This is a genomic window from Burkholderia paludis, from assembly GCF_000732615.1.
Classification (GTDB): Bacteria; Pseudomonadota; Gammaproteobacteria; order Burkholderiales; family Burkholderiaceae; genus Burkholderia; species Burkholderia paludis.
The window spans coordinates 266,844-279,921 of record NZ_JPGL01000005.1 but is presented as its reverse complement, the minus strand read 5'-3'; the positions used below and the strand labels follow the sequence as shown (position 1 = coordinate 279,921).

General features: G+C 62.8%; 8 protein-coding genes. 2 read left to right on the top strand and 6 right to left on the bottom strand.

All coding sequences use genetic code 11. The annotated features are described in order from the left end of the window. Positions 1–521: 521 nt before the first annotated feature. Both GQ56_RS0102675 and GQ56_RS0102670 read right to left on the bottom strand, forming a co-directional pair. Positions 522–1,052, bottom strand: coding sequence for a cytochrome b (locus GQ56_RS0102675; protein WP_031397165.1), 531 nt, complete (start codon positions 1,050–1,052; stop codon positions 522–524). Further along, positions 1,052–2,146, bottom strand: coding sequence for a catalase family peroxidase (locus GQ56_RS0102670; RefSeq protein WP_031397164.1), 1,095 nt, complete (start codon positions 2,144–2,146; stop codon positions 1,052–1,054). Before GQ56_RS0102670 ends, GQ56_RS0102675 begins: the two co-directional genes overlap by 1 nt. A 156-nt stretch (positions 2,147–2,302) precedes the next feature. Between GQ56_RS0102670 and GQ56_RS0102665 the strand changes: the two genes are divergently transcribed. Together GQ56_RS0102665 and GQ56_RS0102660 are read left to right on the top strand one after the other, a co-directional pair. After that, on the top strand, positions 2,303–2,824 hold the full coding sequence (locus GQ56_RS0102665) for a sigma-70 family RNA polymerase sigma factor (protein ID WP_031397163.1): 522 nt from the start codon (positions 2,303–2,305) through the stop codon (positions 2,822–2,824). Continuing rightward, entirely contained in the window at positions 2,821–3,579 is a 759-nt protein-coding gene (locus GQ56_RS0102660; RefSeq protein ID WP_031397162.1) for an anti-sigma factor family protein, read from the top strand. The genes GQ56_RS0102665 and GQ56_RS0102660 overlap by 4 nt, the downstream gene beginning before the upstream one ends. A gap of 818 nt (positions 3,580–4,397) precedes the next feature. Here GQ56_RS0102660 and GQ56_RS0102645 read toward each other — a convergent pair. From GQ56_RS0102645 to tssI, 4 genes are read right to left on the bottom strand one after another with little or no spacing between them, the layout of a single operon-like run. Beyond that, positions 4,398–4,715, bottom strand: a complete 318-nt coding sequence (locus tag GQ56_RS0102645; protein ID WP_031397161.1) for a hypothetical protein — start codon at positions 4,713–4,715, stop codon at positions 4,398–4,400. Between the two features lie 24 nt (positions 4,716–4,739). Further along, positions 4,740–5,084 (bottom strand): hypothetical protein, encoded by a 345-nt coding sequence (locus tag GQ56_RS0102640; RefSeq protein ID WP_235212609.1) that lies wholly within the window; start codon positions 5,082–5,084, stop codon positions 4,740–4,742. An 18-nt stretch (positions 5,085–5,102) separates the two neighbouring features. Then, positions 5,103–9,824 (bottom strand): RHS repeat-associated core domain-containing protein, encoded by a 4,722-nt coding sequence (locus GQ56_RS0102635; protein WP_052007124.1) that lies wholly within the window; start codon positions 9,822–9,824, stop codon positions 5,103–5,105. 51 nt (positions 9,825–9,875) lie between these two features. Further along, on the bottom strand, positions 9,876–13,046 hold the full coding sequence (tssI, locus tag GQ56_RS0102630; protein ID WP_031397158.1) for a type VI secretion system Vgr family protein: 3,171 nt from the start codon (positions 13,044–13,046) through the stop codon (positions 9,876–9,878). Positions 13,047–13,078 lie beyond the last annotated feature (32 nt).

Here is a 13,078-nt window from a genome sequence, read left to right as displayed (position 1 = left end):
CAGGAATATGAATTGCTTCATAAACCTGACTTACTTTAGTGTGAGACTCTTGATACTTTTGCTATCTGATCCGAGGATCAGCTCGCTTCCATCAAGCGCCCACACTTATCGGCTGTTAATTTTTAAAGAGCAATCTGCGAGGAACTTCGTGTTTCTCAGCAGCGCTGCGTTTTCAGCAGCAGAGAAGCGAGATTATCAACCGTTTTTTAAAACTCGTCAACAACTTTTTTAACTACTTCGTTGCGACGACTGCGGTTTAATTTCGTGTGCACTGGAATCGATAAAACCGACTTCAACAGCACCGCTTCCCTTTTTTCTCCCGCGCTGCGTTTCCGTTAGCGCGAAAGAGGCGTGATTGTAGGCACCTGCCCCCAACTACGCAACCCCCTTTGTGAAATATTTTTGACATGCAGTGCCGGGGGCCGCTGAGCCTACCTAGTGCTCATATATAAGCGGCACGGCAGGAGCAGCCTCGGTCGCCCGTGAACCGCCCCGCCGTATCGAACGCAACCCTCCGTCGCTCACCGCCCCACCATCGACCTCACCACCCCGTCTCGCCGAATCAACCCGTGATACAGCGCCGCCGCAAAGTGCGCGAGGAATGTCGCGAAGAACAAATACGCCAGCACGCGGTGCGCGACCCTGAGCCAGGCGAACGTCACCGGATCGGCCGACACCAGCGCCGGCAGCTGCACGCCGCCGCCCAACGTCACCGGATACCCGCCCGCCGACAGCATCGCCCACCCGATCAGCGGCATCGCGACCATCAGCGCATACAGCACGAGATGCGACCCGTGCGCGGCAACCTTCTGCCACCACGGCAGATCCTCGGGCAGCGCCGGCGGCTTCGACAGCACCCGCACCGCGATCCGCACACACACGAGCACCAGCACGGCAATGCCCAGCGGCTTGTGAATCGCGACCAGAACCGCATGCCGCTCCGAAACGGACGCCACCATCCCCACCCCGATGAACAGCATCGCGACGATCATCGCGGCCATCACCCAGTGCAGCACCCGCGCCGGCAAACCAAACGTCGTAGAAGCCTTCATCACCGTCCCTCCGCACTCAACCTGGCCACGCCTGCCACACCGGCCTCTTCACTCGTCCTGCGCAGATACGAATCCGCATAGGCAGCCGACCGCGCCGCCAGCAACGGATCCCCGGACACCTGAATCCCCTGCGGCAGCACCGTCGGGTCGTAATTCACATCGCGGCACGGCCCGCTGTCCTGTGCCTCCACGCGGTCGAGCACGAGCGTGCCCGCGTCGATCGTCGTGCGCTGCGCGGGCCAGACCTTCGTCGCGTCGTCCACCGGATCGCCAGGCTCCGCCAGGGTGACCAGCAGCTTCCACTTCTGCGCACCGGCCGCGATGCGCTGCGTCACGTCCTGCTGCAGCACGTTCGGGTCTGCCGCCGTCGCGACATCGCCGGCGCCGGCCGTCTGCTCCGGCACGACCCGCCACCTCACCGCCTGGCGCTTGCCGGCCGCATCGACGAAGTAGAACGCGTTCAATCCGTAATAGCTTTCGGTGACGTAGCTCGCACTCGGCTTCGCACCTTTCACCCATTCGCGGAACGCGGCCGTCTCCGGGTGCGCGCCGAAAAACGCCTTCACCTTCAACGGGTCGGGCTTGCCCGTCTTCGGATCGGGCCGGGTCGCCAGCAATTGCGCGTAGAACGCCTGCGGCGTCGCGACCGGAAACACGGGCATCGCGTTCATCCCGGTTCGCCATTGCTCGCCGTCCGGCGCGGTGAGCCTCAGCGCGAGGCTGCGGATCGGCACGCTGCTGTCGGGCGCGTACGGATTCCCGCCCGGCAGCGCGAAGCGCCCGACCACCGGCGTGCGCACCGCCTTGAAGAACGGCGCGACCGAATACGCGCTCGCGGCGCCGTTGCCCTCGAAGTAACCGGTCACGCATACGCCCTTCGCATGATTGCGCCGGAAGCCCGGGTGAATGCCGCCGCCGGCCGTCTGCAACGCATCGACGATCCGATGCGGGGTCAGACGCGCCGGCGCGAACCACCCGCCGACATACCCGAACGCCACGGCCACGCCGGCCACCGCGCCACCGATCACGGCCCAGCGCCACCACCCGCGCCCAGGCTCGCGCTGCGGTGAAGAAGAGGAAGAAGATCGCTCCATGAATGTGCTCCCGACCGTCAGGTCATTGTCGAACCCGCGTAGGACGCCACCCGCGCCGCTTTATTCCATGAAAAGTTTTTTCCTATGCTGGTGGAATAAGCGGCGCCGACCGGCGTCCTACGCAACATCTCGACCCATTCGGCAACCGGCCCGGCCATGCCCTCCACCGCCCTCGACGACGACGCACTGCGCGAACTCATCCCCAGGCTGCGACGCTTCGCGCTCTGGCTCGCGCGCGACGTCCACGCGGCCGACGATCTCGTCCAGTCGACGCTCGAGCGCGCGCTGTCGCGCTGGACGAGCCGCCGCGACGACGCGTCGCTGCGCAGCTGGCTCTTCACGATCCTGTACCGGCAGTTTCTCGACGGCAAACGCAGCGCGAAGCGCTACGCGTGGCTGCTCGGCCGCATCCGCGACGACGACGAAGCGCACTGGCCGTCCGCCGAACGCGAATTCGCGGCGCGCGCAACGCTCGAAGCGTTCGGCCGGCTGTCCGACGAGCAACGCAGCCTGCTGCTGCTCGTCGCGGTCGAGGGCTTCACCTATCAGGAAGTCGCCGACCTGCTCGACGTGCCGATCGGCACCGTGATGTCGCGGCTCTCCCGCGCGCGCCTGGCGCTGCGCCAGCTCAGCGACGGCGAGCTCCCCGCTCCTTCTTTGCGATTGATGAAAAAATGAACACCCCTCCGAACGAACACGACCTCCAGGCCTACGTCGACGGCCAGCTCGACGACGATGCGCGCGCCGCGGTCGAGCGCTATCTCGCGCTGCATCCGGAGCGCGCGGAACAGGTGAAGCGATGGCAGCAGGATGCGCAGCGGTTGCGGGCCGCGCTGGAAAGCGTGCGGATGCCGGCGGATAACCCTGCGCTCGATCCGACGGCCATTCGCGGCCGGCGGGCGGAGCGCACACGGATGCGGTTCGCGATCGCGGCTTCGTTCGTGTTCTGCGTCGGGCTGGGGACGTTCGGCGGGTGGCAGGCGCGCGGGTGGAACGCGCCGCCTCCCATCGCGCCGATGAGCGATGCGGTCAAGGCTTACCGGATGATGGTGGTCGATCAGACGGCCAAGGTCGATTACCGACCGACGGGTGCGGGAGATTTGCAGGGATGGCTCACCCGGCGCGTGGGCGCGTCGGCGAAGCTGCCGGATCTGAGCGCGGCGGGGTTCAGGCCGGTTGGCGGACGGTTGTTCACGACGGATAGCGGGGCCACGGCTGCGATGGTGCTCTTTGAGGACGAAGCCGGGCGGACGCTGAGCTTCTATCTCCGGCCGGCGGAATCGAAACATCGGCTGCTGCCGGCCGGGCAACGCGTGGATGGCGCGCTGCTCGCGCGGTACGGGTCGGTGAACGGGCTCAACTATGCGGTGGTCGGGCCGGCCGGGAGCCTCGCGGAGAAAGCGGTCGCGCAGGCGCTCGATCAGCAGACTTGAGTGGTACGATGCGCGCGCTGTCGGCGGTCGGTGGTGGCCGTCGGCGCCCGGAATGATGCGGCTTTGCTGGCTCGGGCGCGCTTGCGCTCACCACTCGCCTGCACAGTGTTTCGACTGGCTTTCCTGGTCGGTTGTCCACACCGAAGCGCCTCCGGTACCCTCACCTTTTGGAGTCACAGGGTTTCGAGTCGCTGCGGAACAGGATATCCACATCGATCGTGACGATCGCCGCGCGCAGTCATCGGTCGACTCGCCCACTCTCCGTTTGCACAGCGTTTGATGTTGTTTTGGAGCGCGATATCCACAACCCGCGAGATAACGCGAACACCTGCACCGAATTCGATTACCCTCACCCGCTGAGCGCACAGGTCTTCGAGTGCTTTAGCTTCTCGATATCCACAAGGCATTCAATCACGACGGATCGCGCGAAAGCTATCCGCATCATCTGCTCGATTCCGGCGAGGCCGTGCCAGACAAGGTCTTCAAGCTGATTCGCGTGGGCCAATGCAAAACGCTCACCTGCTCGATGCACAGGAGTTCGACTGGTTGAGTGTGCGGGTTGTCCACATGCGGACCGCCGACGAGCGTACGAAACGCGATGCTCATTCCACACGGCCCCACATCGTAGAGGAGGCGGCCCTCCGACCAATCGTGTACTCGCGCATTCGGTTCGGCTTGCCACGGTCCGAATTCACCGGGATCCGCACCTGGCTTGCGATCCGGGTGCACGCCCACCTATTGCTCGCACAGCGTTTCGCGTCGTTTGCGCCGCGGTTATCCACATACGAAGGGGCTGACCACCTTCACCGCCGCCAAGGTCACTTGGTCAGATAAACCTTGAGAAGCTCGCCGGTCTCCGGGGAGATGACGTATTTCATCGACGTCCCGAGCGGACTTGCATTGCCGAGCCCGCGCATGCCGGGAGGCATCTTCGCCACGAACGTCACGCTGATGACGTGATCCTCGGGCGTCGGATCCGCCATGCCTTCACTTTCGTCTTCGATGCAGATCTCGAAGTTGCGCAGATCCTGCCCGGTCTTCACGAAATCTTCATAGGCCGCCTTCAGGCCGAGCAGCGTCGCGGTATTGAGCCGGACGGAACAGCGATCGATCCTGCCGAAATTCAATTGGGTCATCCCTCTCCCCGAAGACGCGGCGCTTTACCCTTCTTCCTGCCCGGCCATCAATTCCCTCAGGCATTCAACACACGTTGCCGTCAACAATCCGATAGCTGTTTCCATCGACTCGTCATCGTCGAACCGATAGACGCCTCCTCCTGCATGCGTCCCGCCCAATTCAAGCAGTTTCGTCTCTTCGGATTCGAGCATGTAGCCCGGAAACTCGATCTCGTCGCGCACCAGCGTTAACGGCACGACCCTGCGGCCGCCCTTCCAGTTGCCACGATCGTTGACGAGATCGGACACGGCACGAGTCACGAGCTCGCCTCCGACACGTCCGTGATATGAACAATTCACCAGCGGCATCATTTCACCTTTGATTTCCAATCCGGTCGCCCGGATATCTCATTCCTTCTTTACCTTTGCCTTGAAACCCAGCTTCCCGAGATATCTCATCTGACCCAAGGGCCCCTGCGCAACATCCGCTCCCCCGGCTCGAAGCACATTCGCGACGTGGTCGACACAACTGTTCGTACGCTCGTCATAGGCTTCGAGCGTCTTTCCAATCTGAGACTGCTGATAGGCCAGGGCTGCCTTTGCGTCAGGCAACGGGACCTCGGCGGTATGCAGAATCGGGTCACCGGTCATATAGCGTTCGCGCCTCTCGTTCACGATCTTGGTGGTTCCGGCGTCCTTGTCTATCACCTGATGCGTGTGAACCGACATATAGCCGCTCTCCACCTCTACGGTGTAATGCCCGGTCGCCGAATTGGTGTCGTAGTGCCGGATAATCGCCTTGCCGCCGCAGTTGCAACAAGGATCTTCGCTCAGCCCCAGCGGATCGACCCACCCGGTCGGCGCCAACACATAGCGATATTGATTGACGCCCCCCAACAAGCCAATGGGATCGGCACTGACATAGCGTGCCGTCGCGGCGTCGTAGTAGCGGTGACGGTTATAGGCGAGCCCGGTCTCGTCGTCCAGTTGCTGCCCCTGAAAACGAATCGCGTTCCGCACCGCTTGCCCGGATACGCGCGAGACGCGTGAAACAATTTCCTTCGCTTCACCCCACACCTTGTAAGTCGCTTCCCACACAACCTCACCGAGTTCGTCGGTCAGCATCAATGGCGTGCCGACTTGATCGCAGTGGTAGTAATACAGGTGAGCGTCCGCCTCCGAGACCGGAATCCGCTGCAATGGATCGTCTTCGGAGGTATAACGTGCCGAACCATCACGCGAGGGAGTCGGGATCCCGCCGACGGGTACGCTAACGTATTGTGCGAGCGGAACGAAGGAATTCGGTTCGTACACATAGTGCGTACTGCGCTCGTGATCGCTCTCATAAGCGAGCCGGTTGCCGTCCCAGCCGAATATCGTCGCGACCCCATCGACCTCCTTCGCGATTCGTCTCCCCGCCGCATCGTAGAAATACCGCGCATCCGTTTGGCGAGCCGGCGATTCGATTCGTGCACGAACCAGCCGATTGAACGCGTCCCACTCAAAACGTTGCACGCTTTCCGGCGTACGTTTCTCGGTGACGTTCCCCTGCGGGTCGTAACTGAAACGCGAACCGGCATATTCCCTGAGCAGGTTGCCAAGCACTTTGGGCACGGCAGGCGGCAGCGTGCTGACCGATCGAACCGGGCTCGGCGGCGCTGACGTACGCGCATGTTCCGGGCTGCCGGCATCGACAAGGTTGCCGGCAGGGTCGAAGGCAAAACGCTCGGCACTGCCGTGCCCGGTCGCTTCGATCAACCGCCCGACCGGATCGTAGCGATAGTCGAACAACCCTTGCCGGCTGTCCTCGATATGGGTGATCTGGCTCGCGGCATCGTAGCGATAATGCCGGGCCATCAATGGCGCAGGGGCCTTCTCGCGGCGGAGCGTCCAGTTCAGCAAGCGGCCGGCCGGGTCATATTCGGTCCGCTGTTCGAGCTTGCTCGCGTAGGTTCGTTGAACTTCGCGATACAAATCATCGCGTTCAAAGTTCACACGCTCTTCGTTGTCGAGCAACATCCCGTGGACATGCCCTGATCCATACGTGAGCCAGTCGATCCTGTGCCCATCCGGTCGCACCGTACCGATACGCGTACCCAGTTCATCGTACGTGTGATGCCAGACGTAACTGCGCTGTTCGCCGAAAAGATCGTAAGCGTGATGCTCCCGCACCAGGTTTCCCGCGGGATCGAAGAAATGCTGAATGCGACTGCAGGCATTTTGCGCGTCGACGAGTCGACCGAGCGCATCGTAGGCGAAGCGCTCTTCGTTACCATCGCACATCCGTCGTGCCAGCCGGCCTCCGCGATCGAATTCGACCACGGTGATCTTCCCGGCTACATCGATGGCGGATACATAGCCGGTCTCTTCACTGTAGACATAGCGCGTTTCCGTCCCGTCGAAGCCGACCGTCTCGAGCAGCCGGCCAACGAGATCGTACTTGCACTGATAGGTCGCATGATTCGAGTCGGTCAACCTCACCAGGCGCCCGAGCCTGTCATAACCGTAACTCAGCGTGTTCCCCAGCGCGTCGGTGCGCGCCGCGACGCGCCCCGCAACGTCATAGCTGTAACGCGAGGTACGCTCCATTGGGTCCGTGATCGCAAGCAGGCGTCCCTCGGCGTCGTATTGAACACGTTGAGTACCGGCTGCGGTGCGAATGGCTTCGGGCCGTCCATTGCTGCCATAGCGATACGCGGTTACCCCGCCTGACGCATCCGTCTTTTCGGTCAACCGGCCCTGCACGTCATAGGCCCATGTCGTCGTCTTGCCCGAGCAGTCCGTGTGCGAGATCAACCGGCCCGCGTCGTCATACGCCATGACCTTGACGCCACCCTTGGCATCGGTCACCTCTACCGGCAAGCCTTGTGCGTTGTAGCTGTATGTCGTCTTGTGTCCGAGCGGATCGGTTTCGACCGTGACGCGCCCCGCGTCGTCGTATTCACGCAACCACACAGCCCCCTGAGGATCGACGATTCGAACCATATGGTCCTTGTCGTCGTAGTCCATCTCGGTCACGCTGCCGTCGACACGAACGTGCCGGACAAGGTTGTCCTGTCCGTTATAGGACATGCGTTCGACGCCACCGTCCGGATAGGTATGCTGTACGAGATTGTGATAAGCATCCCGATACATCCATTCCTCTCGACCATCCGGATAGACGATGCGGAATGTGTAGCCATGCAGATCGTAATAATGCTTCGTCACGTTGCCGAGCGCGTCCGTCACGCTGACCATTCGGAAGTCCGGATGCCATGCAAGTCGCGTGTCGAAGCTGCCGTCATCCGCATGCTCGCGGACACACTTCGCTTTCGGCCCCGTACCGTCCCACTCGAGGTTCATCGCACGGTCGGTTCGATCCGTGTAGCGTGTAATGAGGTGATGGCGGTACGCGTATTCGCGACGATCTCCATTCCGGTCGATCGCCACGACGAGATCGCTGTCCGTGCTGTACGTATAGCGTGCCAACGTATCGATACGCTTGCCATCGGCGCCATGATGCGTCGCCTCGACGATCCGCCCTTTTTCGTCGTAATGAAAGGCAACGATCGCGGTCGGCGTAATCAACCGCGTCAGCCGATGACGATCGTCGTAGTCGAGCGTGACCTGGTTACCCGACTGGTCCTTGACGAAGGCAAGACGAAATGCGTCGCCGCGCAATTCATAGGCCTCAAGCAGTTCATGCCCACGCGTCAACGTGATCCACGTGTCATCGAGGCGCAACAACGTCACGCCCTCGCTCCTGTCGACATGGGCGTCGCCAGGCACAAGCCGTGGATAGTCGATGCTGCGGCCTGTCGCGTCGTGGTAGGTCAATCGATCCCGATGCGCATCGATACGCGTGGTGTACGCCGTCATCCAGCGTGCACCAAGCTCTCCTCCCGAATCATTGGCGTCGAAAAACGATCGATAAGTCCGTGTCCAGACAACGGGAAGAACACCGGGCAACGTGAAATCGTGGTGCTCGAGCCGCTCGTCGCCCAGCGCGAATCCCACCGAACGCTTCGTCGCAACCGGCGGCGAAGGTCGCGGGCAGATCAGCTTGCTGTCGTTCGGCCCCGGATGTTGGGCCGGTTCCGTATGCCTGACCGTTTCCTTCTGCCCCTCACCCTCGTGACGATGAACTTTCGTCGTTCCCTGTTCCTTGATGCCAGTCGAATGCACTTTCTGCTTGCGCAACGCATCGCGCTTCTTGTCGATGGCAGTCTGGATAAGGTTGATCAACCAACCGATCTTGCCGGCGTCGATACCGCCCAGCGCAAGGATTTTCTCCTTGACCACCGGGATCATCGTGCGCAACGCCTTCGCGACGTTCAGCAGCGGCTCGCGATACTTGAGATCGAGCACTTTCGCCGCCTGCGTCCCGGTGTTGATGAGCTCCTTTGCTTCGATCTTCACGAAGTCGACGATCAGATGACCGAGCCCGCCAAATGTCTTGCGTGCATCATGCGCCGCAAAGCCCGATGCAATCTGGCCCGCATGCTGCCCCGCCGCGCGGACGTTGTGCGCGACACTGAGTTGCTTTTCCCCCGCCACCTCCTCGAACAGGCGCGCGAAGCCGACCATGAATTTCTCGATGTAATCGGCACAGGTCTTGAGCAGGTTGTTCAGCTCTTTCTTCACGCCATCGACGAAACTCTGGATACGACCGGCGAACTGCTCGCTCAGACTGTCGATGAGCGCCTGCAGCAGTGCGGTCTGCATCACCTGCAACGTCGCCTCGCCCAGCGCCTTGCCGCTCTCGACGACCTTCTGCCGCACAAGCTTCATCACCGGACGCATGCCCATCCGGAATTCGCCCGTACCGGGTGGAATCGGAATGATCCCGATCAGGTCGAGACCGAGATTCAGATAATCGAACACATCGGGATGCTTGCCGCTCTGCCCATGCTCGATCATGTCCTTGATATCCAGCACGAGATCGACGGCTGCCATGATGTTCGCCACCACCGGCAACGCATTGGCAACCATTTCGAGCCGCTCGATGGTGATGAAGTCGTGGCTGATGGCACGCAACCATCGGTCACACGCCTTGACGCCTGCCTTCACGTCGACGGTTTCGATTTGCAGCAGCGGCGCGACGTAGACTTCCGTCGGTTTCGGGAGAATGACGGTCGAAGAAGCGGTCATGACTGTTCTTTGATTCGAAAATGTGAGGTCGCGTATCGCGCGAACGGATCGTCAGAGCATGCTCAGCGCGGGCACGGCGCTGCGCGCCGCTTGAGCAAGTGCGCCGACCTGCTTTGCCGCGGCGCCGAGCTGGGCCGCCTGCGACAACGCCGTGCCTGCGCTCGATGGCAGCGCGCCCGCGAGCGCGCCCTTGGCAAGATTCATTGCCTGACCACTCAATGCCGGGCCGATGCCGCCCTGGCCAACCTGCCCGGCGATGCCGGCCAGTTGAGTCGCCCCCGACACGGCACCCATCGCACCCGACGGCAACGCGTTCGCAAGCGCCCCCTGCGCGAGCCCCATCGCCTGTCCGCCCAACGCCTTCCCGATGCCGCCTTGTGCGGCCTGCCTTGCGACGTCCGCCAACTTTGTCGCGGCCGGCAGTGCACCGGGCGGCAGCAGACCGCCCAGTTGAGACATCGCCGTCGCAGCCGCATTCCCTTCCTGCAACGGCTTCGCTGGCCATTGCGCCGTCTTGAATACGCTCGACGGATCGTACTGATTGCGCGGATCCTCGCCGAACTGGACCTGCGCTGCGCCGGCCGGCAAGCCGCTCACGATCGTATGTCCCTTCGCATCCAGCGCGCCCTCCCGCAACACGCCGCCGCTGGCGTCCAGCACTGTGAACTTGCCGCCCTTGAAACCCTCACCATTCGCATACTGGTGCAGCAACTCCAACTGCCCCGGCTGATCCGGCCTTGGGCTCGGCAACGGATACCCCATGCTCGCCGGCCCTGCGAACGTATGCGACGCCCCCTTCACGTCGATCTTTCCGGGGGCGTGAATCTCGACATTGCCGTCCTTGATCCGGATGTATGCCCCGCCGCTCGTCAGCAGAATCCCCTGATCGGCCGCGATCTCGATCAGCGCCGTCGCCGACACCACCTTCACGGCCTTCTGCGCGGTCACCTCGATGTTGTCCGACTGCGCCTGGATCTCCACCTTGCCCTTGCCCGCGAACAGCTTCATCCCCGCGTTCTGCGCGAACAGGCTCAGCTTCTGTCCGATGCTCGCCAGCAGCGACTTGCCCGCCGCAACGTGCACGCTTTGCCCGCTCGCCACGTTCACGTGATCGTTCGCGACCACATGCACCGACTGCTGCGTCGACATCCCGATCCCCGACGGGCTGCCGAACAGCATCACCGGCTCCTTGAACGCGTTCGCGCTGCCCGTGCCGCCGCCTGCCGTGCGTCCGCCCGACGCGCTGCCCGATGCACTGTCCTGCGTCGCGTCGGTGAACGCGCGCATCGTGTCCTGCGCTTCCTTCAGGCTTTCCGCCTGATGCTGCTCGCTCACTTCCGACATCGCCTCGACGAGGCTCTCGCCCGTCACCAGCTGCTGCTGCGCCTCCTTCACGTCGAGCGGCTGGCTGTTCGCCGCCTTCGGATGCGTCGTCACGTACAGGCCCTGGCTGGCCCGCACCGCGCCGTACGCATCCGAGCGCAGGTCGAACCCGCTGCCGAGATACGCCCCGCGTGAATTGGCGTTGTGGTCGATGATGTAGCCGAGATGCAGCAGGCTGTTCGCGCTGCTGCTCATCAGCTGCACGCGGTTCTGCCCGGTTGCGTCGTCCATCACGAGCTGGTTGTAGCCGCTGCCCGAATACTCTTTTGACCGATAGCCCGACAGGATCCCGTCGGTATGCCACTGCGGCTGGTTCGCGCCGTTGTACACGCGCCCGACCGCCAGCGGCCGGTCGCAATCGCCGCCGATGTAGTTGATCAGCACTTCCTCGCCGATCCGCGGCACATGCACGCCGCCGTAGCCGCCGCCGGTATCCGACTGCACGACGCGCACCCAGCACGACGCGTTCTCGTTGCCCGGGTTCAGGCGATCCCACACGAACTGCACGCGAATCCGGTTCAGCGCGTCGGTATAAACCTCTTCGCCCTGCGGCCCGACGACGATCGCCGTCTCGAGATGCATCTCCGGCTTGTGATGCTCGAACGGGCTGCGATACGGCACGCTCACGCGCTGCGCTTCGACCTCGACGAGATAGAAACCGACCGACCCGTCGCCGTGCGATACCTCGAGGCCGGGTGTGTTTTCGTAACGCGCGCGCACCTGACCGAGCGCGCGACCCAGGCTATGCGGGAAATCCGAGTCGGTGCCCGATACGGGCAGGTTGTTCTCGATCCACCAGGAAACACCGATCGCGGCGAACTCGCGCTGATCGGCGGAATCGCGTTCGTGCGCGGGGTGATCGGCCAGCGTGAAGCGCCGGCCTGCATCGATCGCGCGCACGCCGCCCGCGCCATGAAAGCGCTTCGCCTGCGACTCCCACTCTTCCATCCGCACCTTCGTCAGATGGTCGCCGCGCGACTGGTCGAGATACGTATAGGCGCCGGTGTACTCGTAGACCTCGAGCTGATCCGGCAGCTCGCCCTGGCCGCCCATCGTCGGCAGCGACGTGCCCTTCGGATTCGACGGCTGTGAAGGATTCTTGTAGTCGAACGTGCGCGTCGTGCGGGTCACGCTCTGCAGCGTGCGCGTGCCCGACCATTGCGTGAACGCGTCGGCCTCGCTGCCCACGCCGCCGCGATAGAAGCGCACGGTTTCCGGCGACAGCGGCGCGAACGCCTGCAGGTTGTCGGTGATGACGAGCGTATGCGACTTGCCGTCGTCGGCCTGCTGCCACGCGCCGTACAGCCCCTCGTCTTCCATCAGCCGGTGCACGAAGTTCCAGTCCGTCTCGCTTTGCCGCGTGTACGACCGGTTCTCCAATGGCTGCGACAACGCAAACCGGAACAATCCGCGCGCTTCCGGATGCGTGTCGAGCACATCGGAAATAATTTCCTCTGCGTGCTTGTCGATCCAGATTTTCTCGTCGCGGCGGAACCGCAGCACATGCATCCACGCGTGCAGTTCGAGCTGATAGGTCGTTACCCCGCCTTTCGCGCCAAGCCGGCGCGCGGAGTAGATATAGCCGCTGACGGGCCGGTACGCATTGTTCGCCTGCTGAATCCACAACGTGGCCGGCTGGGCGATCAGCTTCTTGAGTTCGAGATCGTCATTGCCCGCGACGACATCGAGCGTGAACGAATAGTCTCGTCCGATCCGCGATCGGCCGATGGCGCGCTGTACGGCGAGTACGTTGACTCCCAACGGCGTATCCAACTTGAGCAAACGGTCCTGCTGAAGCAATCCGCCGCGAAGCGCGGCGCCGACGTTCGGCACGTTCATGATGCAGCCCTTTTTTATTTCAGCACCCTCGG